The 26,149-nt window shown below is 71.4% G+C and carries 21 protein-coding genes; 10 read left to right on the top strand and 11 right to left on the bottom strand.

The features are described 5' to 3' along the window. The 4 genes from AC3A46_RS07090 to AC3A46_RS07075 form a co-directional block, all read right to left on the bottom strand. The coding region (locus AC3A46_RS07090) for an RDD family protein (RefSeq protein WP_487664498.1) at window positions 1–842 on the bottom strand (842 nt) is incomplete at its 3' end. 131 nt (window positions 843–973) lie between these two features. Continuing rightward, on the bottom strand, window positions 974–2,578 hold the full coding sequence (gene purH / locus AC3A46_RS07085) for a bifunctional phosphoribosylaminoimidazolecarboxamide formyltransferase/IMP cyclohydrolase (protein ID WP_487664497.1): 1,605 nt from the start codon (window positions 2,576–2,578) through the stop codon (window positions 974–976). Window positions 2,579–2,604: 26 nt separating this feature from the next. Continuing rightward, a complete protein-coding gene (gene purN, locus AC3A46_RS07080) occupies window positions 2,605–3,207 on the bottom strand; it encodes a phosphoribosylglycinamide formyltransferase (protein ID WP_487664496.1) in 603 nt (200 codons plus the stop codon). Between the two features lie 9 nt (window positions 3,208–3,216). Next, the gene (locus AC3A46_RS07075; RefSeq protein WP_487664495.1) at window positions 3,217–4,947 is read right to left on the bottom strand and encodes a cell division protein PerM; all 1,731 of its coding nucleotides are present in this window, start codon (window positions 4,945–4,947) and stop codon (window positions 3,217–3,219) included. Between the two features lie 128 nt (window positions 4,948–5,075). Here AC3A46_RS07075 and AC3A46_RS07070 point away from each other — a divergent pair, with 128 nt between their 5' ends. Next, a complete protein-coding gene (locus tag AC3A46_RS07070) occupies window positions 5,076–6,560 on the top strand; it encodes an NCS2 family permease (protein ID WP_056370835.1) in 1,485 nt (494 codons plus the stop codon). A gap of 180 nt (window positions 6,561–6,740) precedes the next feature. Here AC3A46_RS07070 and AC3A46_RS07065 read toward each other — a convergent pair whose 3' ends face one another. Together AC3A46_RS07065 and AC3A46_RS07060 are read right to left on the bottom strand one after the other, a co-directional pair. Next, window positions 6,741–7,484: a formylglycine-generating enzyme family protein gene (locus tag AC3A46_RS07065; RefSeq protein WP_487664494.1), complete on the bottom strand. Its 744-nt coding sequence runs from the start codon at window positions 7,482–7,484 to the stop codon at window positions 6,741–6,743. Between the two features lie 70 nt (window positions 7,485–7,554). Continuing rightward, entirely contained in the window at window positions 7,555–7,995 is a 441-nt protein-coding gene (locus AC3A46_RS07060) for a nitroreductase family deazaflavin-dependent oxidoreductase (protein ID WP_487664493.1), read from the bottom strand. A 59-nt stretch (window positions 7,996–8,054) separates the two neighbouring features. Here AC3A46_RS07060 and AC3A46_RS07055 point away from each other — a divergent pair, with 59 nt between their 5' ends. Beyond that, window positions 8,055–8,288 carry a tautomerase family protein gene (locus AC3A46_RS07055; RefSeq protein WP_487664492.1) on the top strand — a complete coding sequence of 78 codons (234 nt, stop codon included), beginning with the start codon at window positions 8,055–8,057 and terminating at the stop codon, window positions 8,286–8,288. Between the two features lie 59 nt (window positions 8,289–8,347). Here AC3A46_RS07055 and sucD read toward each other — a convergent pair whose 3' ends face one another. From sucD to AC3A46_RS07040, 3 genes are all read right to left on the bottom strand, one after another. Next, window positions 8,348–9,250: a succinate--CoA ligase subunit alpha gene (sucD, locus tag AC3A46_RS07050; protein ID WP_487664491.1), complete on the bottom strand. Its 903-nt coding sequence runs from the start codon at window positions 9,248–9,250 to the stop codon at window positions 8,348–8,350. A gap of 33 nt (window positions 9,251–9,283) precedes the next feature. Continuing rightward, a complete protein-coding gene (sucC, locus tag AC3A46_RS07045; RefSeq protein ID WP_487664490.1) occupies window positions 9,284–10,447 on the bottom strand; it encodes an ADP-forming succinate--CoA ligase subunit beta in 1,164 nt (387 codons plus the stop codon). Window positions 10,448–10,535: 88 nt separating this feature from the next. Continuing rightward, window positions 10,536–12,119: an FAD-dependent oxidoreductase gene (locus AC3A46_RS07040; protein ID WP_487664489.1), complete on the bottom strand. Its 1,584-nt coding sequence runs from the start codon at window positions 12,117–12,119 to the stop codon at window positions 10,536–10,538. A 123-nt stretch (window positions 12,120–12,242) separates the two neighbouring features. On the opposite strand from AC3A46_RS07040, the gene AC3A46_RS07035 reads away from it, so the two are divergent. From AC3A46_RS07035 to AC3A46_RS07020, 4 genes are all read left to right on the top strand, one after another. Then, window positions 12,243–12,932 (top strand): TetR family transcriptional regulator, encoded by a 690-nt coding sequence (locus AC3A46_RS07035; protein ID WP_487664488.1) that lies wholly within the window; start codon window positions 12,243–12,245, stop codon window positions 12,930–12,932. A 63-nt stretch (window positions 12,933–12,995) separates the two neighbouring features. After that, complete coding sequence (locus tag AC3A46_RS07030) at window positions 12,996–15,716, top strand: cation-translocating P-type ATPase (RefSeq protein WP_487664487.1); 2,721 nt, start codon at window positions 12,996–12,998, stop codon at window positions 15,714–15,716. Window positions 15,717–15,797: 81 nt separating this feature from the next. After that, complete coding sequence (locus AC3A46_RS07025; RefSeq protein WP_487664486.1) at window positions 15,798–16,910, top strand: alcohol dehydrogenase catalytic domain-containing protein; 1,113 nt, start codon at window positions 15,798–15,800, stop codon at window positions 16,908–16,910. Between the two features lie 53 nt (window positions 16,911–16,963). Further along, a complete protein-coding gene (locus AC3A46_RS07020) occupies window positions 16,964–17,353 on the top strand; it encodes an MmcQ/YjbR family DNA-binding protein (RefSeq protein WP_487664485.1) in 390 nt (129 codons plus the stop codon). A gap of 73 nt (window positions 17,354–17,426) precedes the next feature. Here AC3A46_RS07020 and AC3A46_RS07015 read toward each other — a convergent pair whose 3' ends face one another. Together AC3A46_RS07015 and AC3A46_RS07010 are read right to left on the bottom strand one after the other, a co-directional pair. Next, window positions 17,427–19,145 carry a Dyp-type peroxidase gene (locus AC3A46_RS07015; protein ID WP_487664484.1) on the bottom strand — a complete coding sequence of 573 codons (1,719 nt, stop codon included), beginning with the start codon at window positions 19,143–19,145 and terminating at the stop codon, window positions 17,427–17,429. Further along, window positions 19,142–20,080 (bottom strand): hypothetical protein, encoded by a 939-nt coding sequence (locus AC3A46_RS07010; RefSeq protein WP_487664483.1) that lies wholly within the window; start codon window positions 20,078–20,080, stop codon window positions 19,142–19,144. The genes AC3A46_RS07015 and AC3A46_RS07010 overlap by 4 nt, the downstream gene beginning before the upstream one ends. Window positions 20,081–20,224: 144 nt before the next feature. Between AC3A46_RS07010 and AC3A46_RS07005 the strand changes: the two genes are divergently transcribed. The 4 genes from AC3A46_RS07005 to AC3A46_RS06990 all read left to right on the top strand — a co-directional run bounded on the left by AC3A46_RS07005 (window position 20,225) and on the right by AC3A46_RS06990 (window position 26,148). Next, entirely contained in the window at window positions 20,225–21,463 is a 1,239-nt protein-coding gene (locus AC3A46_RS07005) for an acyl-CoA dehydrogenase family protein (RefSeq protein WP_487664482.1), read from the top strand. Window positions 21,464–21,525: 62 nt separating this feature from the next. Further along, window positions 21,526–22,680 carry an AI-2E family transporter gene (locus AC3A46_RS07000; protein WP_487664481.1) on the top strand — a complete coding sequence of 385 codons (1,155 nt, stop codon included), beginning with the start codon at window positions 21,526–21,528 and terminating at the stop codon, window positions 22,678–22,680. A gap of 205 nt (window positions 22,681–22,885) precedes the next feature. Further along, a complete protein-coding gene (locus AC3A46_RS06995; protein ID WP_487664480.1) occupies window positions 22,886–23,080 on the top strand; it encodes a hypothetical protein in 195 nt (64 codons plus the stop codon). A gap of 131 nt (window positions 23,081–23,211) precedes the next feature. Further along, window positions 23,212–26,148, top strand: coding sequence for an ATP-binding protein (locus AC3A46_RS06990; protein WP_487664479.1), 2,937 nt, complete (start codon window positions 23,212–23,214; stop codon window positions 26,146–26,148). Window position 26,149: the final 1 nt, after the last annotated feature.

Raw genomic sequence — 26,149 nt, 5'->3', positions numbered from 1 at the left:
GCCACGGCGGCAGGCGCGGGCGCGGGCGCCGAAACGGACGCGGGGGACGCGGCATCCGTCCCGCTCGCCTCGGCGGTCGCCGCGTACGCGTCGGTACGCGGCGCACCCACGACTCCCCCGCTGCTGCGGGTGACCGGAATGTAGGCGCCCGTGCCGGGGGCCGTCGCCGAGGTGGCGAGGGAGCGCAGCTCGCTGCGCTCGTCCGCGAGGTCGGTGGCGGCGGTCTTGCGGGCGATGCGCATGCGCTTGACGTCGTAGGGGTTGAGCCCGTCACGCGCGTCGACGAACCACGTCGCGCCGGCGAGGTCTGCCCAGCCGCGGCCCCGTCGCTCGGGGTCGAACAGCGGCGAACACGCGATGACGAGCACCGGACCCACCAGCGGCACGAAGAAGCTGCCGTACAGCACGAGATAGCGCAGGACCGCGCCCCGCCAGAAGCCCGGGCGCTCGAGCGTGCGGACGTTGACCGATCGGATCCCGGTCGCCGCCTTGCCGACGGTGACGCCCTTGCGCCCGTGCAGCACGAGCTGCACCACGACGAACGCGGTCGTCAGCGCCGCCGATGCCGCCCCGCACGCGATGACCAGGCCGAGCCGGCCGGTGTCCGCGAGCGCCGCCGCGGCGTCCGGCGACGCCGTCGCGCTCAGGAGCGCAGGAAGGGTGACGAGGAGGACCGGGAGCTGGAGCACCAGCAGGATGCCGAGCTCGATCGACGTGGAGAGCACGCGCCGTCCGAACGGCGCCCTGCGCAACCCGAGTGTCGCGGCGTACTCCGGCATCGGCCGGCCACGCCCGTCGAGCCCCTCGACGGCACGCGCCGAGTCGTCGATCTCCCAAATCACGGGTCCTCCTGGCGAACGCTCCGCATCGACCCTATCCGGACGATCTTGCCCCTTCCGACGAGGACCAGGACATGGGGAAAGAGCCCCATGTCCTGGTCGATCGGCAGAACGGCGCCTCCGGGCGAGATGCGTCAGTGGAAGAAGTGGCGCTCGTTCGTGAAGAACATCGTCACGTTCGCGGCCTTCGCGGCGGCGATGACCTCGTCGTCGCGGACCGAGCCGCCGGGCTGGATGATCGCCGAGATACCCGCGTCGAGCAGGATCTGGGGGCCGTCGGCGAAGGGGAAGAACGCGTCGGATGCTGCCACAGCACCGGCGGCGCGGTCACCGGCGCGCTCGACCGCGAGGCGGCACGAGTCGACGCGGTTGACCTGGCCCATGCCGATGCCGACCGTCGCCGAGTTCTTGGCCAGGACGATCGCGTTCGACTTGACCGCACGGCACGCCTTCCACGCGAAGATGAGGTTGGTCATCTCCTCGTCGGCCGGACGCTCGCCCGAGACCAGCTGCCAGTCCTTCGCGACGGACTCGATGTCGTCGGGGAAGCGGTCGGCGTCCTGCAGCAGCAGACCGCCCGAGACCAGGCGCACGTCCAGGCGCTCCTGCTGCCAGTCGGCGGGCAGCTGCAGCAGTCGCAGGTTCTTCTTCGCCTTGAAGACCTCGAGCGCCGCCGGCTCGAACGACGGCGCGACGATGACCTCGGTGAAGATGTCCTTGAGGTTCTCGGCCATCTTGAGGGTCACGGTGCCGTTGGCGGCGATCACGCCGCCGTACGCCGACACGGGGTCGCACTCGTGGGCGCGCAGGTGCGCGCTCGCGATGGGGTCGAGCGCGTTGGGCGCCGTCACCGCGATGCCGCAGGGGTTCGCGTGCTTGATGATCGCGACGGCGGGCTTGACCATGTCGAACGCGGCACGCAGGGCGGCATCGGCGTCGACGTAGTTGTTGTACGACATCTCCTTGCCCTGGAGCTGGATCGCCTGGGCGATGCCGTGACCGCCGTTGCGGGTGTAGATCGCCGCGCGCTGGTGCGAGTTCTCGCCGTAGCGGAGGGTCGCGAGGCGCTCGGCCTTGATCGTTAGGTGCGCCGGCAGATCCGCTTCGAGGAGCGTGCCCTCGGTGAACCAGGTCGCGACGGCGCGATCGTACTCGGCCGTGTGCGCGAAGGCACGGGCGGCGAGCTCGCGGCGCTGCACCAGCGTCGTGCCGCCGGCGCGGACGGCGTCGATGACCGCAGGGTACGACGACGGCGAGACGACGATCGCCACGTTGGCGTAGTTCTTCGCCGACGCGCGCACCATGGCGGGGCCACCGATGTCGATCTGCTCGACGACGTCGTCGCCCTGCGCGCCCGAGCGCACGGTCTCGACGAACGGGTACAGGTTCACCACCACGAGCTCGAAGGGGGCGATGTCGAGCTCGTCGAGCTGACGCTCGTGGTCCTCGAGGCGGAGGTCGGCGAGGAGGCCGGCGTGCACGCTCGGGTGCAGGGTCTTCACGCGGCCGTCGAGGGACTCGGGGAACCCGGTCACGCTCGACACATCGGTCACGGTGTAGCCGGCCTCACGCAGCAGCGTGGCGGAACCGCCGGTCGACACGATCTCGACACCCGCGGCGGCCAGCGCCTCGCCGAGGGCCAGCAGGTCGGTCTTGTCGCTCACCGACACGAGTGCGCGGCGCACCGGGACGACATCGCGGGGGCGGTACAGGGCGGGGTCGTGGCTCGGTCCGGCCATGCGGGTCTCCTCGGTGGGGGTGGGGGTCAGAGCTGGGCGCTCGCGGACACCGCCGCGAGGTCGAGGTCACCGGTCGCGACGCGGCGCACCACGTCGATCAGGAGGCGGCGTTCGACGGGCTTGATGCGCTCGTGCAGGGCGTGCTCGTCGTCGCCGGGGAGCACGGGCACGCGCTCCTGGGCGAGGATCGGCCCCGAGTCGACCCCGTTGTCGACGATGATGACGCTGGCCCCGGTCTGCGCGACGTCGGCGGCGAGCGCGTCGCGCACGCCGTGCGCACCGGGGAACTCCGGCAGGTAGGCCGGGTGGGTGTTGATGATCCGCGGCGACCACGCGTCGACGAGATCCGCCGGCAGCAGGCGCATGAGACCGCTCAAGACCACGAGGTCGGGCTGCCAGACGTCGAGCTGGGCGCCGAGCTCGGCGCCCCACTCCTCGCGGCTCGCGAACTGCGCGAACGGCACCATGAACGTGGGGATGCCGTACTCCTCGGCGTGCGCGAACCCGTCGGCCTCGCGGTCGGCGCCGACGACGACCACGCGGGCCGGGAACTCGGGATCGGCCGCCGCGTCGAGCAGAGCGCGCAGGTTCGAGCCCGTGCCCGAGATGAGAACAGCGACCGTCAGCACCGGCCCAGTCTAATCGGAACCATCCCTCGCGCCGGGCGGCGCCGACCACGGGAGGTCGATCGGCTCGGTCCTCGCTTCCGGTGCGACGCCCCCGCCGGCGTCCGGCAGCGGCGTCGACCGCGATCCGCGCGCGGGAGGGGACGGATGCCGCTGCTCGGCGTCTTCGGCGGGCACCGCGCCCGATCGCCGGGCCGTGAACGCCGCGACCGCGGCGAAGGCCGCAGCCTCCGGAGGTTCGGGGTGCGGCCCGTCGTCCGCCGTCGCCGGCTCGACCCCGGCCGCGGCGGGTGTGGAGTCCTGCGCGGCCGGCTTCCCACCCCCCGCCGAACGCGGCGACAGCAGCAGGATCGCCGCGCCGAGCAGAACTTCGAGGCCGACCGCCAGCGCGACGGGCCCGGCATCCGGTCCGAACTCGGCCAGTCGCCCCGGTCCGAGGGACCCCGACGCCGCCCAGGCCAGCAGCGCCGCGGCACCGCCCGAGAGCAGCGCGATGCCCGCGGTCACGACGAGCCGCGCCCCGATCGGATCCTCTGCCGCGCCGGCGTGCTCGTCGAGATGCGCGTCGGCGCCGCGCTCGTCCGAGGGTGCGCCCGACAGCAGTCCGCTGAGGGCCGCGGTCTTTCCGGCATCGAACCGCGACGACGCCGGTCCGGCCACGGGCGCGGACTGCAGCTGGGCCCACGCACCCGGAGGCTCCGCGCGGCGCGCCCGCGCCGCGTGGAGGGGGTGTGGGGACCGTTCGCGGAAAGATCCGCGGGCGTGCAGAAGCCGCGATCGCGCGATCCACCCGGCGAGCGCGCCGAGAGCGATCGGAAGCAGAGCGAGCAGCAGCAGCCACGACGTCGTCGATTCGGGGACGGCGCCGAGTGCCGGGAGGCCGGGGATGACGCCGACCTGGGTTCCGGCGGGCGAGACCGCCGTGCCCGTGCCGACGGCGAAGCCGGGGCCGGCGACGAAGCTCATCCCCCACACCGCGAGCGTCGGCACGTAGGCGAGCTGGGCGAGCGTGATCACGGTGGCGCCGATGGGGTCGACGTCGCCCGCCTGGAACAGCGCGACGATCTGACCCGCGCGGGCGAACAGGGCGACGGCGGCCACCGCGGCGCCGACGCCGACGAGCCCGACCACGACGACGGCCGTCCCACGCGCGACGAGCGCGGGCACCTCTCCCCAGCCGTGCGGCGCCGCTTCGGCGCGGTCGCGCAGGCGCGCGACCGCGCCGGAGCCTGCCTCGGACCACTCCGTCACCACCGCCGCGACGAGGGCGGGCAGGGCGAACACGAGCGTCGGCACGAGGACGGCCTGCCACGTCTCGGCCCGCGCGACGTCATTGGCACCGGTCAGCGCGGCGCCGGTGGTCACGAGCGCGAACACGGTGCTCGAGGTCAGCACGCCGGTGAGCCACGCGTCGGCGTGCGAGGCACGGGCACCGGAGCGCGCGGCGAAGATGGCCGTGAACCCGGCGAAGGCCAGCGGGGCGAGCGAGAGGACGAACGTTGCCGCGCCCGCGTCGATCCCCGTCGCGGCGACGTAGTCGGGCGGCAGCGTGATGCTGAGCGGCACGAGGTTGCCGAGCTGCCACACCGACACCGCCGCCGGCCACAGCACGCCCCAGTCCGCGCCGCCGCCGAATCCGAACACCCACAGCAGCGTGAGCGGAGCAAGGGTCACGGCAAGGCCGACGGCCGCCGCGATGACGGCGTCGACGGAGGCGAGAAGGGCGACGATGAGGCGATGCATGCGCCATCGACCCTACTTCGGTGCACCGCCCCGGCCGGGGCACCCGCGCGCGGGGCCCCGGCATCCGTCCAGCGAATCCTCAGGTTGCAGCAGGAGCGACTAACGTTTCACCTCGGAGGTCCCCCCATATGAGCACAGCCGAGTCCACGGCGCCCAACGCCCCCGACGAGACCGAGAACGCCGAGACCCCGGAGCCGAAGAACGGCTTCGACAGGTTCTTCGAGATCACCAAGCGCGGATCGACGATCCCCGCCGAGATCCGCGGCGGTGTCGTCACGTTCGTCACGATGGCGTACATCGTCATCCTGAACCCGATCATCCTGTCCAGCGGCACGGACGTCGCCGGCGACACCCTCGGTTTCACGCAGGTCGCCGCGACCACCGCGCTCACCGCCGGTGTGATGACGGTGCTGTTCGGTCTGGTGACCCGCCTGCCCTTCGCGTTCGCGGCGGGCCTGGGCATCAACTCGTTCCTCGCCGTCTCGGTCGTCGGGCAGGTGACGTGGCCCGAGGCGATGGGGCTCGTCGTCATCAACGGCCTGATCATCGTGCTCCTCGCGGCGACGGGCCTGCGGCGCATGATCTTCGACGCCGTGCCGATCCAGCTGAAGCTCGCCATCACGGTGGGCATCGGCCTCTTCATCGCGTTCATCGGCTTCGTCGACGCCGGCTTCGTCACCGCGACCGGCGCGTCCTCTCCCCCGGTGGGTCTGGGCGTCAACGGCTCCGTCGCGACGGTGCCGACGCTGATCTTCGTCTTCACCCTGCTGCTGACCGGCATCCTGGTCGCCCGCAAGGTCAAGGGCGGCATCCTCATCGGCCTCGTGACCGGAACCGTCGTCGCGGTGATCGTCGAGGCGATCTGGAACATCGGCCCGAAGTTCTCCGGCGACGACGTCAACCCCGGCGGATGGGGCCTGTCGGTCCCCGAGCTCCCGTCGTCGCTCGTGAGCGTGCCCGACCTGTCGCTCGTCGGCCAGGTGTCGTTCGGCTCGTTCGAGCGCATCGGCGTGCTCGCGGCGCTGATGCTCGTCTTCACGCTCGTCTTCACGAACTTCTTCGACGCCATGGGCACCATGACCGGTCTGTCCAAGGAGGCCGGCCTCGCGAACGAGAAGGGCGACTTCCCGCGCATCAAGTCGGCGCTCATCGTCGAGGGTGTCGGCGCCGTCGCGGGTGGTTTCACGTCGAGCTCCTCGAACACGGTGTTCATCGAGTCGGGCGCGGGCATCGGCGAGGGCGCTCGCACGGGCCTCGCGAACGTCGTGACCGGCGGCCTCTTCCTCGTCGCCATGTTCTTCACGCCGCTCGTGTCGATCGTGCCCACCGAGGTCGCGGCATCGGCCCTGGTCATCGTCGGCGCGCTGATGATGTCGCAGATCCGCTTCATCGACTTCTCGGACTTCTCGATCCTGCTCCCGGTGTTCCTCGCCGTCACGGTCATGCCGCTCACGTACTCGATCGCGAACGGCATCGGCGCGGGCTTCATTTCCTGGGTCGTCGTCCGGTCGCTGTCGGGCAAGGCCCGCGAGATCAGCCCGCTGCTGTGGATCGTCGCCGCCGGCTTCGTGCTCTACTTCGCCCGCGGACCCCTCGAGACGCTGCTCGGCTGACGTTCACCGGGAGGGGACGGATGCCGCGGCCCGCGGCATCCGTCCCCTCCGTCGTTCGTCGGGGCCCGGTCTCTTGCCGGGTTCGGGGCGCGTTCTCTCCGTTGGGGCGCAGGAAGTGCGCCCCAACGGAGGAATGACGCCCCAAATCCCGGTGGACACTCCGGGGTGGGGCACCGGGGATCAGCGCAGCGGGGTCCAGCCGGGAGGTGTCGGACCGTCGTCGGCGGCGCGCGCGGCGTCGGCGCGGGCCGACCAGCCCTGTGCGGCATCTGCGCCGTCGAAGCCGCCGCGCGCGACCCGGAAGCCGACGTCGTCGTGGTGCATGCGCGGGGCGCCGCCGCGGCGGGTCGACGCGCGCACGCTCCACGCGTCGTCGGCGAACCCGCCGCCCCGGAACACCCGGTAGTCGGCGTAGCGGGCCGGGTCGAGCAGGTCCCAGGTCCACTCCCACACGTTGCCGAGGGTGTCGAACAGCCCGTTGAGGTTGGGGAGCTTGCCGCCGACGTTCTGCGGAGCGCTCACGCCGTCGCCGCTCGTCCAGGCGACCTCGGCCAGGAGTCCGTAGTGCGGGCCCGTGGAGCCGGCGCGGCAGGCGTGCTCCCACTCGGCCTCGGTGGGAAGGCGGAAGCCGTCGGCGTCGACGTGCCAGGTGACGTCCTCGCCGTCGAACGAGTACGCCGGGTCGAGCCCCTCCCACTCCGACGCCGCGTTGCAGAATCGGATCGCCCGCAGCCAGCTGACGTCGGTCGCGGGGCGGCGCGGGTGCGACGCCGGCTCGCCGAGCAGTTCGGCCAGCTGCGCCTGCGTGACGGCGTACACGCCGATCTCGTAGGGCTCGAGCTCGACGCTCCAGCGTGCCTTTCGGCGGGCGTCGTGCAGGGTGACCGTCCCGCCGGCGATGCGGGCGAGTTCGATGTCGGTCACCGCGGAAGTATCCCACGCACCGGTGGGAGCGGGCCCCGGCCGCGGTGGGGAACGCCTCGGTCTCGACAGATCAGCGCTCGTGCGGCTCGAGCACGAAGATCGCGATCTGCCGCTCGGTCTTCTTCTGGTACTCGTCGTAGTCGGGCCAGACCGCCGCGGCCCGCGCCCACCATTCGACGCGCTCGTCGCCCTGGAGCTCGCGCGCCGTGTAGTCGCGCCTCACGTCGCCGTCCTGCAGCTCGACGTGGGGCTGCCGGCGCATGTTCTCGGCCCACTTGGGCTCGTCGGGTGCGCCGCCCTTGGACGCGACGACGGCGTAGCGCCCGTCGTGCTCGACGCGCATGAGCGCGGTCTTGCGCAGGGCCCCGGACTTGGCGCCGACCGTGGTCAGCACGATGATCGGCACGCCGCGCAGGGTGTTCGCCTTCTCGCCGTTCGACGCTTCGAACACCTCTGCCTGCGTGCGGGCCCAATCGGACGTGGACGGTATGTACTCTCCGGTCAGCGGCATCCCACCAGCGTAAAGCCGCGGCGATACAGGTCGGGTCGCGCGAGCCCTATGGTCGAGTCATGCCCAACCTCAGAGTCGAACTCCTTCCCGGACGCACCGTCGACCAGCGACGCCGCTTCGCCGAACTGGTGACCGATGCCGCCGTCGAGGCGCTCGGCGCCCGCCGGCAGGACGTGCGCATCATGTTCGAGGAGGTCGCCGCCGACTTCGTCGCGAACGGCGGCGTCCTCGCCAGCGAAGACGCCGACCGCGCAGGTCAGGTCGCCCGATTCGGCGGTTCCGTCACCGACTGAAACGACAAGGGACGGATGCTGCGGCTCTTGGCTGCAGCATCCGTCCCTTGGTGAAGGCCTTACAGGCTCTCGATGATCTCGCGCATGAGGGCGGCGGTCTCGGACGGCGTCTTGCCGACCTTGACGCCGGCGGCCTCGAGGGCCTCCTTCTTCGCCTGCGCGGTGCCCGCCGAGCCCGACACGATGGCGCCGGCGTGGCCCATGGTCTTGCCCTCGGGAGCGGTGAAGCCCGCGACGTAGCCGACGACCGGCTTGGTCACGTTGGCCTTGATGAATTCGGCCGCGCGCTCCTCGGCGTCGCCGCCGATCTCGCCGATCATGACGATCGCCTTCGTCTCGGGGTCGGCCTCGAACGCGGCGAGCGCGTCGATGTGCGTGGTGCCGATGATCGGGTCGCCGCCGATGCCGATGGCCGTCGAGAAGCCGATCTCGCGCAGCTCGTACATCATCTGGTAGGTCAGGGTGCCCGACTTCGACACGAGGCCGATCGGGCCCTTGCCGGTGATGTTGGCGGGCGTGATGCCGACCAGCGACTCGCCGGGTGTGATGATGCCGGGGCAGTTCGGGCCGATGATGCGGGTCTTGTTCCCCTTCGACTGCGCGTACGCCCATGCCTCGGCGGTGTCGCCGACGGGCACGCCCTCGGTGATCACGACGAGGAGCGGGATCTCGGCATCGATGGCCTCGACCATGGCGCTCTTGGTGAACGCGGGCGGCACGAAGGCGATCGAGACGTCGGCTCCGGTGGCGTCGATGGCCTCCTGCACCGAGGTGAAGACGGGGAGCTCGACGGGGTTTCCGTCGGCATCGGTGTGCAGCACCGTGGTGCCGGCCTTGCGGGCGTTCACGCCGCCGACGACCTGGGTACCGGCCTTGAGCATGAGCGCGGTGTGCTTGGTGCCCTCGCCGCCGGTGATGCCCTGGACGATGACCTTGGAGTCCTTGTCAAGAAAGATCGACATTGTTGTTCGGTTCCTCTGTCAGATGTCTGCGGTTCAGGCGTTGGCGAGCTCGGCGGCCTTGTCGGCGCCCTCGTCCATCGTCTCGGCCAGGGTCACGAGCGGGTGGTTGGCGTCGCGCAGGATCGCGCGGCCCTCCTCGACCTTGTTGCCGTCCAGGCGCACGACCAGCGGCTTCGAGGCGGACGAACCGAGCTCGGCGAGCGCGCCGACGATGCCCTTGGCGACCGCGTCGCACGCGGTGATGCCGCCGAACACGTTGACGAACACGGACTTCACCTGCGGGTCGCCCAGGATCACGTCCAGACCCGCGGCCATGACCTCGGCCGAGGCGCCGCCGCCGATGTCGAGGAAGTTGGCGGGCTTCACGCCGCCGTGGTTCTCGCCGGCGTAGGCGACGACGTCGAGCGTGGACATCACGAGCCCCGCGCCGTTGCCGATCACGCCGACCTCGCCGTCGAGCTTGACGTAGTTGAGGTCGTTGGCCTTGGCCTTCGCCTCGAGCGGGTCGGCGGCGTCCTTGTCTTCGAGCAGCGCGTGCCCGGCGTGACGGAAGTCGGCGTTCTCGTCGAGCGAGACCTTGCCGTCGAGGGCGATGATGTCGCCCTCGTCGGTGAGCACGAGCGGGTTGACCTCGACGAGCGTCGCGTCCTCACCCTTGTAGACGTTGTAGAGCTTGACGAAGACGTCGCTCACCTTGTCGACCAGGTCGGCGGAGAAGCCGGCGGCCTCGGCGATCTCGACGGCCTTCGCCTTGTCGATGCCCGATCCCGGGTTGACGTCGATGCGCGCGAGCGCCTCGGGGCGCTCGACCGCGAGCTCCTCGATCTCCATGCCGCCCTCGACGCTCGCGAGCGACAGGTACGAGCGGTTGGCGCGGTCCAGCAGCACGGAGAAGTAGTACTCCTTGTCGATGCGGGCACCCTGCGCGACCATGACGCGCTTGACGACGTGGCCCTTGATGTCGAGGCCGAGGATGGCCTTCGCGGCCTCGTAGGCCTCATCGGGGGTCTTCGCGACCTTCACGCCGCCGGCCTTGCCGCGACCGCCGGTCTTGACCTGGGCCTTGACGACGACGACACCGCCGATCTTCTCGGCTGCGGCACGCACCTCCTCCGGCGTGTCCGCGACGATGCCGGCGAGCACCGGCACCTCGTACTTCTCGAAAAGGTCTCGTGCCTGGTACTCGTACAGATCCACAGTGATTTCCTTCGCAGGTGGCGAATGGGGGTGGGGACGACGCTCAAAAGCGTCTCGACGTCGAGATATCGACCAGTCCCCCAGCCTACTACCGGTCGTCGTCCGGTTCTGACCGCAGCGACGCGCCGGGGTCGTCGTCGAGTTCCTCGCCCGGCACGCGCGGCAGGCGGGACAGGTCACGGAGCGCGGGCCCTTCGATGCGGCATCCGTCCGCCGTGAATCGCGACGCGTGCAGCGGGCAGTCCCACGTGAGGTCGGCGTCGTTCCACCGCAGCACGCCGCCGAGGTGCGTGCAGATCGCGCTCACCGCGCAGGTGCGCCCGTCGACCGTCGAGATGCCCACGGGCTGTCCGGCGCGACTGGCCACGACGCCTTCGCCCTCGGCAGGGCGCCGCACCGGCGTCGGCACCGCCTGGGCGCCGATCCACCCCGACGCCGCCTCCCACCCGACCCGCAGGTTCTCCACGCCGCCGCGCGCGAGGTCGGCGGGAACCGTGAAGCGCGTCGAGATGACGTTCATCCAATCGGGGCGCTCGCGTCGCGGCACGCGGCAGATCTCCGCCGTCAGCCGCAGCGCCGCGGCGGGCGCGTTGGAGAGTCCCCACTTCGCGTACCCGGTGGCGAACCGGATGCGGCCGAGCCCGCGCGGCATCGCGCCCACGAAGGGGATGAGGTCGTGCGATTCGTAATCCTGAGCCGACCAGGAAGCCACCGGCTCGGCACCCGGGAAGTGGTGCTGCGTCCACGACACGAGCCCGTTCACGGCCGCGAGCGGAGAGGACGCGCGGCCGACCGGGAAGCCGTTGCCGCCGACGATGAGCTGGGCGGCGTCGGCCGGACCGTCTTCGGGCGTGATCGACCGCACCGACTTCGTCTCGCCGTCGACCGAGATGTACAGCCCCTCGGGGAGGGGTCCGTCGGTCGCGAACGCGACGCACGACGAGCGCAGCCCGCGCACCTTGGCGAAGTAGAGCCCGCGGTCGATGATCGGGGTCGCGGTCGCGAGAACGACGTGGTTCGCGGCGATGAAGCCCCGCGTCGTCTCGACGCCGGCCCACGGCACGGTGTGCACGCGCGTGACGCGCACGCCGGTGTGCAGCGTCCCGCCCTCGCTGAGCAGTGCCCGGGCGAGCGCCACGAGCAGGCGCTGCGGGTCGATCGCGACCTGGCGGTCGAGCGCGACGGCGTCGACCATGTCGAACGGGGACTGCGCGAGCTGATCGGGTTCCACCCGCCGCACCGGAAGCCCGGCCTCGACCGCCGCCCGCAGCTCCGCCTCGATGACCTCGACGCCCTGCGGCGTCTGCGCATAGGAGTAGGCCGCACGCCGGGAATACGGAACGCCGAGCTCGTCGGCGATCCCGGTGAGCCAGTGCGCGCCGTCGAGGTTCGACTCGACGTAGGCACGGACGAGGTGCGCGGGGTGGTGGCGGCGCAGAGCGGACAGCACGGACCCCTGCAGCAGCGACAGCTTGCCGGTGTTGGCTCCCGACGCGAGCGCGCCCACCTCGGCGGCGTCGACGACGGCGACGTCCATCCCCTGGCGTGTCAGCAGCAGTGCCGTCGACAGGCCCGTGAGCCCCGCGCCCACGACCACGACATCGCGACGCCGCGCGGATTGGAACGGCGTGCCCGTGACGCTCTCGGCTTGTCTCTTCCAGATCGGCGTCATGGACCTATAGAAGACCTCCGCATGCGGTGTGTCGACCCCGTTGACACCACGGGACCCCCAGCGGGCGTGGCGTGCGCCGGCATGCCGCGCTCACGGCGGTGCGCGCATTAGGCTCTCTCCGAGATGTCCGACACCGCTGCCGCCTCCGCCGCTCAGGCCGCCTCCCGCGCGGCCGTGGTCGCCGCCGCGCTCGAGCTCTTCGCCGAGCACGGGTTCGACCAGACCTCGGTGGAGCAGATCGCGCAGGCGGCCGGGGTGTCGCGTTCCACGTTCTTCCGGCAGTTCGGCGGCAAGGACGACGTGGTGTTCACCGACCACGAGCTGCTCCTCGAGCGCCTGCGCGAGTTCCTGGCGCAGCCTCACAGCGACCCGTGGGCCGCCGTGTGCGAGGCATCCCTCTTCGTCTACGCGCACTTCGCCGCCGATCCCGAGCTCGCCCGCCGGCGGTACGCGGTCGTGCGGGGGGTGCCGGCGCTGCGCGATCGCGAGATCGTGACCGTGTTCCGCTACGAGCGCCTGTTCGACGAGTATCTGCGCGCCTCGCTTCCCGGTCTCGATCCGCTGGACGCAGTCGGCTTCTCCGCCCTCGTCACCGCCGTGCACAACCACGTGCTGCGGCGTCTCATCCGCGGCCCGAAGAAGGTGCCGGTGTCGGTGCTGCGCACGGCCCTCGACGAGGCCCGCCGCCGGTTCGGCGTCCTTCCCGACGGGGAGGGCGAATCCGCGGCGGATCAGGTCGTGGTCGCGGTGTTCCCGCGCGCGATGCCGACGGCCGAACTGGCCCGCCGACTGTGCGAACAGCTCGACGGCTGACCCCGGCGGCGCGCCGCAGGCTTTTCGTGTCGCGGGCCCGCGGCGCGGCTGTATGTTCGAGCCATGAGCGCCGTCGACACCACAGCCGATACGCCCCCCGATGCTGCGTGGTACACGCAGGATCCCGATGCCGTCATCGCCGCGCTGCGCAGCGATCGCGAGCGGGGCCTGACAGCCGCCGACGCCGCCCAGCGGCTCGCCGAGCACGGCCCCAATGCGATCGCCGCCGAGAAGCCGCCGTCGACGTGGCAGGTCGCGCTGCAGCAGCTCGCCGATCCGATGAACGTGATGCTGGTCGCGGTCGCGATCATCAGTCTGTTCATCAACCAGGTGAGCGTCGGCATCCTCGTCGGCGCCCTCGTCGTGCTGAACATCGTCCTGGGCACGCGGCAGGAGCTCAAGGCGAAGGCATCCGTCGACGCCCTCTCGAAGATGCAGATCCCGCAGGCGAAGGTGGTCCGCGACGGCACGCTCGTGCAGGTCGACGCGACGACCCTCGTGCCGGGCGACATCGTCACCCTCGAAGCCGGCGATCTCGTGCCCGCCGACGGGCGCATCATCCGGTCGGCGACCCTCGAGACGCAGGAGGCGGCGCTCACGGGCGAGAGCGCGCCGATCCCGAAGGATGCCGGCACGCTGAGCGATCCCGAGACGACACTCGGCGACCGCACCGACATGGTGTTCCAGAACACCCAGGTGACGCGCGGCACCGCCGCCGTGGTCATCACGGGCACCGGCATGCAGACGCAGATGGGCCAGATCGCGTCGATGCTCTCGGCGGTCAAGCCGGCCAAGTCCCCCCTGCAGCGCGAGCTCGACTCGCTCACCGGCGTGCTCGGCTGGATCGCGTGGGGCGCGGTCGCGATCATCATCATCACCGGGCTGCTGCGCGGCCAGGAGATCACGTCGGTGATCCTGCTCGGCATATCGATGGCGATCTCGGCCATCCCGACCGGCATGCCCTCGTTCGTGCAGGCGATGCTCTCGTACGGCTCCCGCCAGCTCGCCGAGCACAAGGCGGTCGTCAAGAACCTCACGGATGTAGAGACGCTCGGCGCGACCAGCGCGATCAACTCCGACAAGACCGGCACGCTCACGATGAACGAGATGACGGTCGAGTCGCTGTACTACCGCGGCGACTGGTTCACCGTCGCCGGCAGCGGCTACGAGAAGACCGGGGAGGTGCGCCACACGGCCGGGCTCCCGGTGCCGCAGTTCACGCAGCTGGCGCTCGGGCTGACGCTGTGCAGCGACGCCACCGTGTCGGACGACGGCGCGGTCATCGGAGATCCGACGGAGGCCGCGCTCGTCGTGCTCGCCGCCAAGCTGGGTGCGGACGCCGAGCTCACGCGCGCGCAGTTCCCTCGCGTCGCCGAAGTCCCGTTCGACTCGGCGTACAAGTTCATGGGCACGTTCCACCGGATCCCGGTCGACGGGGTCGAGACGCTGGTGGGGTACGTCAAGGGCGGGCCCGATGTGGTGCTCGACCGCTGCAGCTCGGTCGCGACGATGGAGGGCGTCGTGCCGATCGCCGACCGGCGCGAGGAGATCCTCGAGGCCAACCGCACGCTGTCGGAGCAGGGTCTGCGCGTGCTCGCATTCGCCTTCCGCCGCTTCGCGCCCGACGCCCCCGTGGCGGACGACCCCATGGCGGCCGTCTCCGACCTCACGTTCGTTGGCCTCGTGGGCATCATCGACCCGCTGCGTCCCTCCTCGAAGGAGGCGGTGCGCATCGCCCGCGAGGCGGGCATCGAGGTCCGCATGATCACCGGGGACCACGCGATCACGGCCGCGGCCATCGGCGCCAAGCTCGGCCTGGGCGAAGGCTCGGCCAGCGGGGCCGACATCCAGGCGATGAGCGACGACGAGCTGAAGGCGGCGCTGCCGCGGCTGCACATGTTCGGACGCGTCACCCCCGAGGACAAGCTGCGTCTCGCCCGCCTCATGCAGGAGCAGGGTGCCGTCGTCGCGATGACGGGTGACGCCGTCAACGACGCGGCGGCGCTCAAGCAGGCCGACATCGGCGTGGCGATGGGCTCCGGCAGCGACGTGACCAAGCAGGCGGGGAAGATGATCCTCGTCGACGACAACTTCGGCACCCTCGTCACCGCGGTCCGGCTCGGACGCGGGATCTACGAGAAGATCGTCAGCTACGTCCGGTTCCAGATGTCGCAGCTGTTCTCGCTGGTGCTGCTGTTCCTCGTCGCGAGCATCTTCGGGATCAACAACGGCGTGCCGCTCACGCCGATCATGGTGCTGTTCCTGAACTTCTTCGTCGCGATCTTCCCGGTCATCGTGATCCTTCTCGACCCGGTTCCCGACGGCATCATGCTGAAGCCGCCGCGCGACCCCAAGAAGACGATCGCGAACGCCGGCGCCGTCACGCTGTGGTTCATCTACGGCAGCCTGATCTTCATCACCACGCTCGTGCCGCTGCTGATCTACCCCGACCTGCTCAGCTCGACCGAGCCGAACATCCCGGTCACGATGGCCTTCGTGGTCTGCGCGCTCGGCTCGATCTTCGGCGGACTGGTCATGCGGCGCGACCCCGAGTCGGGCCTGGCCGCGCCCATCATCGACGCGGTGAAGTGGCTGTCGATCCCGCTGGCCCTCACGGTCGTCGCGGTCGAGGTGCCGTTCATGCAGCGCCTCGTCGGCACGATCAGCCTCTCGGGGGACGAGTGGCTCACCGCTCTCGGCCTTGCCCTGCTCGTGCCGGTGCTGATCGAGCTCGAGAAGTGGGTCCGCCGCGCACGGCTCCGCCGCCGTGCCGCGCAGGCCTGACACCGACGCAGAGAACGCGCGCCACCCGGATGGGGGCGCGCGTCCTCCGTTCGAGGTACGGTCGCACGACGAGGAGGTCGCATGAGGATCACCGGAGCAGTGCTCGAAGTCTCGGGCGCCGAGCCGCCGTTCGCACAGACGCACCCGTTCACGGTGGGCGAGCTCGAGCTGGACCCACCCGGCCCCGGCGAGCTGCTCGTGAGGATCGAAGCCGCGGGCGTGTGCCACTCCGACCTCAGTGTCGTCGACGGCAACCGCGTGCGACCCGTTCCGATGCTGCTGGGCCACGAGGCCGCGGGCATCGTCGAGCTGCTGGGTGACGATGCCGGCGATCTCGCCGTGGGCGATCGCGTGGTCATGACGTTCCTTCCCCGCTGCGGCGAGTGCGACGGATGCCTCACCGACGGGCGCCTGCCGTGCACGCCGGGCTCGGCGGCCAATGCCGCGGGCACGCTGCTCGGTGGCGGCATCCGTCTCCATCGCGGCCGCGGCGGCGGGCGGCAGGACGTGCATCACCACCTCGGCGTCTCGGCCTTCGCCACCCACGCCGTCGTGAGTCGCGCATCGGTCGTGCGCGTCGACCCCGACGTGCCGGCCGAGATCGCCGCACTGCTCGGGTGCGCCGTGCTCACCGGCGGCGGCGCGGTGGTCAACGCCGGTCGCCCCGCACCAGGCGACCGCGTCGTCGTGGTCGGGCTCGGCGGTGTCGGCATGGCGGCGCTCCTCGTCGCCGTCGCACTCGGGCACGAGGCCATCGGGGTCGACATGGTGCCCTCGAAGCTCGCCGCCGCGCTGGAGAGCGGGGCGAGGGAGGCGCTGACCCCCGCGGAAGCCGTGGACCGCGGCATCCGTGCCCCCGTCGTCGTGGAGGCGGCCGGCGCCGCGCGCGCGTTCGAGACCGCCCTCGCCCTGACCGCGCCAGGCGGCACCACGGTCACGGTGGGGCTGCCGCCGCCCGACGCGCGCGCGAGCGTGTCTCCGCTGCTGCTGACCGCCGAAGCGCGGACCGTCGTCGGCAGCTACCTCGGCTCGGCTGTGCCGAGCCGGGACATCCCCCGCTACGTCGAGCTGTGGCGGGCGGGACGCCTCCCGCTCGAGCGGCTCGTCTCGTCCCACATCGGCCTCGACGACCTCGACGCGGCCATGGACCGGCTCGCCGCGGGCGGTGAGCTGCGCCAGCTGATCACGTTCTGACGGAACGGTGCAGGGCCCACGGGAGCGTCGGAGGTGCGCCGTAGGCTCGGAGCGTGGCCACCCTCGATGATCTGCGCGGCACCGCGGCCGGGCTCCCCGGGAGCGAGGAGCGCGCGATGACGGGCGGCGCCGCCTGGTTCGTGCGCAACAAGCTCTACGCCTGGGAGTGCCATCCCTGGCCCAGCATCCCCGACGACATGCGGGCCATCATCGCGTCCGAGCTCGTCGTCGGGGTCAAAGTCGCCGACCCGATCGACGCCGTCGCCCTCGTCGAGATGGAACCCGACGTGTTCCTGCGCACGACGACACCGTGGGGCGAGCCGAAGATCGCGTTCCGCATGGCCGGCATCGACGAGGACCACCTCAGCGAGCTCGTCACCGAGGCATGGCGCGTGCAGGCTCCGAAGTACCTGCGACGCGAATTCGACGAGCAGGCGGGCTAGGGCAGCGGGTCGTCGCTGCGGCGTCGCCGCCTCGAGGAACGCCTGCTCATCATCCGGGTGAGCGGACCGGCCCTCACCCCTCCGCGCCCCGGGCGAGATGCCCTCCCACTGCCGAGATGGCCGGAGCGAAGAAGTAGCCGCCGCCGGTCGGCATCACCCACTCGCGGTCGAGGACGAACCTCTTCGCCTCGCCCGACGGTGTGCGCACGTCGAACGAGCGGCCGCGATCGCCGTGGACGTCCGCCTGGCCGATGACCGGGTCGTGCCCGCCGGCGTTGGGCTGGAGGGCGGAGTTCGCCCACCGCCGGGTGACGAACTCGAACTGGTCCTCGATCGACGCCATGTATGCGACGAACATGAGCCCGCGCTCGGCGGCGACCAGCTCCGGTGACGGATCGGCGACGCCCGCGAGCACGGGTCCGTACGGGATGCCGCGCCGCAGCATCAGCCGCAGCATCGTGTCGGCGGGGGCACCGAAGTCGGTGCCGCTGTCGCGCGGGTTCACCTTGCGGATGTGCCCCGCCATCGGGCACACGTCGCCGAACACATCGGCCCTCGCCTTCGGGTGCTCGTCACCGCGGTAGCCGCCCTCGAGGAGACTGCGAACCGGCGTCCACGCCTTGGTGTCGTCGTCGAACTGGAAGTGGTTGTGCGCGAACTCGTCGCCGGCGAGGTCGGTGTCGTCTCTCTCCGGGCTGCGAGAGACCGGCGCACCGCTCGGCCAGCGGCCGACCATCAACGAGGCGAAATGAACCGGATCGGTGCCGTACTCCGCGCTCGCGGCGGCTGCGAAGTCCCAGAAGGCGGGCACGTCCTGCGCGAGGCGGCGGCAGACGAGGTACGAGCCGAGGCGCGCCCAGTCGGGGAAGACCCCATCGTCGGCCGCGGGCACGAGCGGATCGGCGGGGTGCTGCCGCGGCATCCCGAGCACGAACTGACCGGGCCAGACGAGCGGCTGACCCGCCTTCCCGAAGAGGCGCGCGTGCGGGTCGCGTGCGTCGAGGTAACGAGGGGCGAGCAGTTCGCCGTCGGCCGTCGCGCCCCGCACACCGGGCTGCGAGACGCCGTCCTTGAATCCGAAGTGCTCGTGGCCGCCGAGGTTGCCCGGCAGGTTCTCGCCCGCCTGAGCGAAGAGCGCCGATACCCCGTTCCGCGCGCCCTCTGCAAGGATCACGGATGCTGCGGAGTCGGCATCCGCGGCGGAGTCGGCCGCGACCGTGACGAGGAGGTCGGCCTCAGATCCCTCGCCTCCGACCCGCCAGTGGGCCCGATGGCCGGACCTCGTGGCGTCGGCCGGGTCACCGAGGTACGTCGAGCGCGCGGCCAGCCCCTGCCGGAACGCCTCGTCGCTCATCGCGTCCAGCGCCTCGTCGCCCAGGAGCTTCGCGACGGCCGGGCCCGAGAGTGCGAAGGCGACCCAGGTGGCCGGTGTCGTGGGCTCGGTGGCGCCCGTCCGCAGCCGCTCCCGCCGGAACTCGCGACGGAAGTCGAGCACCTCTTGCATGCTGCTGAGGCGCGGCGCGAGCCACCTGAGCCAGGCCCGTGCGCCGTCGACGTCGTCGATCCGCAGGAACAGGAACCGCTGGTGGTCCTTGTTGAACCCGGGGATGACGTTGCCCTGGATGTCGGCGGTCGTCGCCGGATCGAACTGCGGCTCGCCGTCCGCGAACGCGTCCGCCGCGAGCGCGCGTGCGACGGGCCCGGGCTCCGGCGCGGGCAGTTCGATGCCCGAAAGCCGCGGGACGCCGCCCGCCATGAGCCCCGCGAGCGCGTGTGCTCCCTCGCCGCTCATGCCGCCGCCCTGCTCACGACGTGCGCCGACATGGTGATGTGCTCGGCGATCTGGCCGCCGAACTCGATCGGTCGCCCGCCGATGCGGATGTCGCCCACCAGGAACCCCTCCCCTGGCGGCACCTCGTACGTCACCCGGAGGGCCGCGCCCCGCGCGCCGCGCCCGATCGTCCAGTAGTCGCCGACCGGCGTGCCGTCGGGCTTCGTCCAGCCCGAGTCGTCCCACCCGATCATGTAGAGCCCGGGCGGATCAGCCGTGGCGACCGACAGCCCCTGCCGCGACATCGCCCAGACGTCGAAGTTGATGCGGGCGTCGGCACCGGTCGCCCTCGAGTACGGCAGCGCGTCGTAGCCGTCGACGGCATGCTGTGACGGCTCGCTCTCCTGCGAGACGCCGAGCAGGTCGCCCATCGAGTTGATGGGCATGACGTAGTGGACGATGCCGTCGGTCGTGTTCCACCGGTTGCGGGGGTCGTATCCGCCACCGTCGGGAAAGAGGTCTTCCTCCGCGACGGCCGGCGAGACGAGTCGCCGGTAGAGCGCGAGCACGGCGTCAGGGTGCACCTCGGCGAGCAGCATCCAGTACTCCGGCGTCTCGGTGGTGAAGGTCACGCGCGCGATCCTGCCGTCGACCTTCTCGACATGCCACTCGAGGTACTCGATCTGCACGTCGCGCGATTCCGCCGCCACGTAGGCGGCACGGCGATCGTCGCGATGCTTCATGAGCAACGGCCTCGAGAGCCCCGTCCAGGTGATCGCCCGCGCGCGATCGCGTTCACCGGGACGCAGCACCGGGTTCACGTACGCGCCGCGCCCGCTCACCTCCGTCGACGCGGCGATCAGCCCGCTGACGAGGGCGTGCCACCGGTCGGGGAAGTCCGACCCCGGCACCGCATCGTCGAGGTGTGCGGGTGCCGAGAACCGGACCAGTTCCATGCTCGAGAAGCTAGCAGCGCGGACGGGCGGTGCGCACGCGGACATTCCGATCACCGCACATGAGACTGAGTACTATTGATCGTGGGATTCAGTTCCACGAGAATCCGTACCGCACCACCCGCACCCACCGCCAGGAGTCCGATCATGACCGACTTCGAGCCCCGCCCCGGCCAGCGCGTCGAGGGCTACGACGTCACCCGCCGTCGCGGCACCGACTATTACGCGGTGTTCGCCGACATTCCCGCCGCCGATCGCGAGGTGTGGGAGCGCGCGCAGGCGTACGTCAACGAGGTGGGCACGCGCATGCAGCAGGCATGGGACACCGGCGAGTACCCGCTCGACATCGCGATGCGCGGCGGCGAGCTGGATCTCTTCAACGACGGCATCGCGCATCCGGCGCTCACCCGCTTCTCGCCGCTGGCTGCGGGCCTGGTGAACATGGAGATCTCGCGCGGCGACGGCTCGCTCGGCACGGTGCTCGCGGTCCAGGGCGGCCTGGCCCTGCGCACACTGGCGCTGTTCGGCAGCGACGAGCAGCAGGCCCGCTGGCTCGTGCCGGTCGCACGCGGCGAGGTCGCCGCATCCTTCGCCCTCACCGAACCCGACCACGGATCGGACTCGGTGTCCCTCGAGACCGTGGCCCGCCGGGACGCCGCAACGCAGGAGTGGGTGATCGACGGCGCGAAGAAGTGGATCGGCAACGGCGCCTCGGGCGGCATCACCTTCGTGTGGGCGCGCATCGACGCCCCCGGCGACGAGTTCCACGGTGCGGTGCGCTGCTTCCTGGTCGAGCAGGACACCCCGGGCTACACCGGCACGGTGATCGCCGGCAAGGCGTCGCTGCGCGGCATCCATCAGGCGCATATCGTGCTCGACGGCGTGCGCGTGGCGTCCGATGCGGTGCTCCCCGGCACGAAGAGCTTCAAGGATGCCTCGACCGTGCTGTACTCGACCCGCTCGGGCGTCGCGTGGTCGGCACTGGGCCACGCGACCGCCTGCTACGAGGCGGCCCTCGCGTACTCGCAGCAGCGCATCCAGTTCGGCAAGCCCCTCGCGAAGTTCCAGATGGTGCAGGAGCGCCTCGCGAACATGCTCGAGGAGCTCACGGCGATGCAGCTGTACTGCCGGTGGATGGCCGATCTCGAGGAGCGCGGCGAGCTGCGGCCGACGCAGGCCTCGCTCGCGAAGTACCACAACACCCGCGCCGCGCGCCGGATCGCATCGACCGCCCGCGACATGCTCGGCGGCAACGGCATCCTGCTCGAGAACGGTGTCATGCAGCACCTGGCCGACATCGAGGCGATCCACACCTACGAGGGCACCGAGAGCATCCAGGCCCTGCTCATCGGCCGGGACATCACGGGCATGAGCGCATTCGCCTAGCTCTTGGCGGCGCTCCGGCGCAACCCGCGCAGGTTCGTGCCGGCGCCCCCTACCCTCGGCACATGGGACTGTTCCGCAACGACCCGCAGCGCGTGGTCCTCGAGTCGCACGACGTCGAGCCGAAGGCCACCCGTGCGCCATGGAGCCTGTGGGCCGACGGCTTCGGCAAGCTCGGCATCCGGTCGATCCAGATCATCGTCGTGGTGGCGGTGGTCGCGGGGATCGTCTTCACGATCCAGTCGCTGACGATCGTGACCATCCCCCTCGTGATCGCGCTCATCCTCGCCTGCGCCTTCCACCCCGTGATGAGCTGGATGCGGCGCCGCGGCGTCCCCTCGATCCTCGCGACCCTCATCACGATGCTCGCGATCGTGGTGCTGCTGGGCCTCCTCGGCTGGCTCATCGCGTGGGCGGTGCAGAACCAGTGGGCTGACCTGTACGCCCAGGCTGAAGACGGACTCCAGAGCCTCCTCGCCTGGGTGCAGACGCTGCCGTTCGACTTCCTGCAGCCGGACCAGATCGACGAGTGGGTCGCCACTCTCACCGACTTCGTCACGAGCGCGCAGTTCGGCTCCGGCGCCCTCGCCGGAGTGAGCGCCGTCGCCAACTTCGTCACCGGGCTCGTGCTGATGGTGACGATCCTGTTCTTCTTCCTCAAGGACGGGCCCCAGATGTGGGAGTTCCTGCTCCGGCCGTTCCACGGCGCCGACTACCTGCGTGCGCGGCGCATCGGCGACAAGACCACCACCGTGCTGGGCTCCTACGTGCGCGGCACCGCGACGGTCGCGGCGGTCGACGCGATCGGCATCCTGATCGGTCTGCTCATCCTCCAGGTGCCGCTCGCGATCCCCCTCTCGGTGCTGGTCTTCCTGCTCGCGTTCATCCCGATCGTGGGTGCCACGCTCGCCGGCATCATCGCCGCGCTCGTCGCGCTCGTCGCCAACGGCTGGGTGAACGCCCTCCTCGTCGTCGGCGTGGTCGTGCTGGTCAACCAGCTCGAGGGCAACTTCCTGCAGCCGGTGCTGATGGGCCGGTCGATGAAGCTGCACGCCTTCGTGATCCTGGTCGCGTTGACCGTGGGCACGGTGCTCGGCGGCATCGTCGGCGCAGTGCTCGCGGTGCCGATCGCCGCAGCCGCGTGGGGCGTCGTGCAGGTCTGGGACGGGCCCGATCTGCCGGCACGGTGGGCGCGGCCGAAGCACCCCGTCGCCGACTGATGCCGGGCGCGTGCGGCGAGGACCGGACGGGCCCGCCTCGCGCACCGGCGTCGCACTAAGGCAGCCGGTGCGGCGTCTAAGGTACCCGCAGCCGCCAAAACACGGCGATCGCCCGATGAGGAGCACCCGCCTCAGCGAGGAGAGTCGTACCTGTCAGCACGACCGGAACCGATTCCGACGGTTCCGCCGCAGACAGGAGAGACCCATGAACGACACGACGTACACCGGATACATCCTCGACCAGCACCGCGCCGCCGACCTCGCTCGCCAGAACGAGATGATGCGCGCCCACCGCGAGCGCGGGCAGTCGCCGGCTCGGCCTGCCGGGCTGCCGCTGGCGGCCTGGTTCCGCGGGGTTCTGCACCACGGTGCGGGTGCCACCGCCATCGCGGGCCACTGACCGGGACTCCACGGATCTGAGGATGCTGATGCGACGAACCGGCATCCGTCCGATGAGCTCCGCCCGACGCACGACGTTCGTCGCCACGCGATGAGGGTCCGCCGGCACGGGGAAGGTGCCACGATATGACCATGCCCGCTCTTGCCTCGAGCCCGCGCATGGTCGGCCGGCACACCGAGCTCGCCGCCCTGCTCGAGGCGTACGACGACGGCGTGGGTGCAGTCCCGCGCACCGTCGTCGTGCGCGGCGAAGCGGGGGTCGGCAAGACGCGACTGGTGCAGGAGTTCCTCGCGCTCGTGACGGGCGACCCTCTCGGCGCGCGCCCCGACGACGCACCCGTCATCGCGTTCGGGCAGTGCGTCGACCTCGGACCCATCGGCGCCGCGTTCGGCCCGGTGCGTCGCGTGCTGCGCGACCTGCACACCGCGCTCGGCACCGACGCGCTGCGCGAGGCCGCCGGCTCCGCGGCCGCGATCGCGAGCCTCGCGGCGCTCGTCCCCGGGATCGCCGACGAGGCGCCCGGCTCCGACGAGCCGGCCGGAGAGTTCGCCGAGGCGATCGAGGTGCTCCTCGAGCGCCTCTCGCAGCGACGTCACGTCGTCGTCGTGCTCGAAGACCTGCAGTGGGCGGATGCCGCCACCCTGGCGCTGCTCAAGACCCTGGCCAGCACACTCCGAGGGCGGCACCTCACCATCGTCGCGACCTACCGCTCCGACGACATCGATCGATTCCATCCCCTCCGCCCGCTGCTCGCCGAGCTCGACCGCACCCGCTCGGTCGTCCGCGTCGAGGTCACGCCCCTCAGCCCCGACGAGGTCGCCGAGCAGGTCGCGCAGCTGGTCGGCGGCCGTGACCCCCGCGCCGTCGACGCCCTCGCGGAGCGCAGCGGCGGCATCCCGTTCCTCGTCGAGGAGCTCGTCGACCTCGGCGACCGCGCACTTCCCGACACGCTGCGCGAGCTCGTGCTCGCGCGATACGCCCGGCTCGGGGAAGAGGCCCAACAGGCCGTGCGGACGATGTCAGCCGGCGGCATGCACGTCGACGACGACGTGCTCGCGGCCGTCACGGCGCTCGACGAGGAGGCCCTCGACCACGCCGTGCGCGCCGCGATAGATACGCGCGTCATCCTCGCCGACGGCGCGGGCTACCGGTTCCGTCATGCCCTCACGCGCGAGGCGGTGGAGGGCGAGATGCTTCCCAGCGAGCGCGTGCGCGTGCACCGTCGTTATGCCGAGCATCTGCGCGACCACGGCGGCGACTCCCCCGATGCCGCCTCCGCGGCCGCGGAGCACTGGCTCGCCGCCCGCGATCTCACCGCCGCCTTCGACGCGACCGTCGCGGCTCTCGAGCAGTCGAAGTCACGGTTCTCGCCGGCCACGTCGGCGAAGCTCGCCGAGCGTCTCACCGAGCTGTGGGAGCAGGTTCCGGATGCCGAGACGCGCGCCGGCACGACCCTCCCCGAGCTGCACCTCGCGGCCGCCCAGTCCTGGCACGATCTCGGCGAGGCGGAGCGCTCGCTGCGATCGGCGAACGAGGGCCTCGCGGTGTGCCCCGACGACCCGATCACGCGCGCTGCGCTGCTGCGGCAGCGCTTCGTGCAGACGTACAACGCCGAGCACCGCGGCAGCGGCAAGGATCTCGAGAAGGCCGCCTCGCTTCTGGAGGGCATCGATGCACCCCGGGCGCGCATCCTCCTGTCACGCGTGCTCACCAACATCGCGCTCGAAGAGCACGGAACCGATGCCGCCGAGCATGCCGCACGCGCGATCGCCCTGGCAGAGGAGGCCGGCGACGACGCCGCGCTCGCCGTCGCGCTCACAGTGGAGGCATGGCGCATCGCCGGCGACGAGGACGACGAAGTGGGAGCCCTGGCACCCCTCGAGCGCGCGGTGACGCTGCGCCTCGACCCGGCGATGCGCGCGTACGCGGGATCCGCCCTCACCGGCATGCTCTTGCGCGTCGGGCGGTTCGACGAGGCCGCCGTCGTCGGCGCGCAGCATTATGAGGACGTCGTCCGGGCCGGCATCGAGCGGGGGTCGGGTTCAGGGCTCGCGTACGCGCTCGCCGTCGCGCTCTTCGCGACCGGGCGTCCCGAGGCCGCGCGACGATACGCGCAGCGTGCGCGGCGACTGATGAAGAATCCGCTGCACGGTGCGTCCATCGTCCGGATGCTGGCCTCGCACCTGACCTGGGACGACCGCGACGCCGAGCGAGCGGAGCTCCTCCTGGCCGAACGCGCCACGATCGAAGACTCGCGCCGACGGTTCCCCGACAAGCGGGGGTGGTGGGCCGTCGAGCGCGCGGAGGCGCTGCTCACGTTGCGCGGGACGAGCGCGGGGGCGACGAGCGATGTGATCACCGGCGTGCTCGCCGACCTCTTCGACATCGCCTCCGACACGGGCACGCCCTCGGTGCGCCGCTATGCAGTGGTGACCGCGGCGCTTCTCACTCTCGCGCCCGACCGCCCCGTCGACCCGGAGGTCCGTGACCGGCTGGCCGCGGCGATCGAGACGTGGCCGGATCACGCGGCGGCCGACGCGCACGCCGAGTTCGTGCGCGCTCTGCTCGTCGATGCCGCCGGCGCCGGCCCCGAGCTCCGCATCGCCGCATGGCGGTCACTCGTCGACGGGCCGGCCGACGACCTCCTGGCGGTGTGGCACCGGCATCTTGCCCGGTGCCGTCTCGCCCTCGCCCTCCTCGACGCCGGCGAACGCGACGCGGCCGCCGCGCTCCTGGCGGAGGTTCAGTCCGCGGCGTCCGGTGACGGGGTGGCCCGGGTGGGCCGCTGGGCCGCCGAGCTCACGGCGCGTGCCCGGCTCGCGCCCGCTGCGGAGGCCGAACACGTGAGCGAGGGCGGCGTCATCGCGACGCTCACCCCGCGCGAGCTCCAGGTGCTCGAGCTGGTGGCCGAGGGACTCACCAATCCGCAGATCGGCCGGCGGCTGTTCATCAGCCCGAAGACCGCGTCGGTGCACGTGTCGGCGATCCTCGCCAAGATCGGGGCGGCCAACCGCGCCGAGGCGGCCGCGCTCTACGCCGCATCCGCGTCTGCCTCGACGTCGGCCTGAC

Source organism: Microbacterium sp. Soil_C_42 (assembly GCF_057656735.1).
Note: the sequence above shows the minus strand (reverse complement) of the source record. Positions and strands in the feature narration are given on the sequence as shown.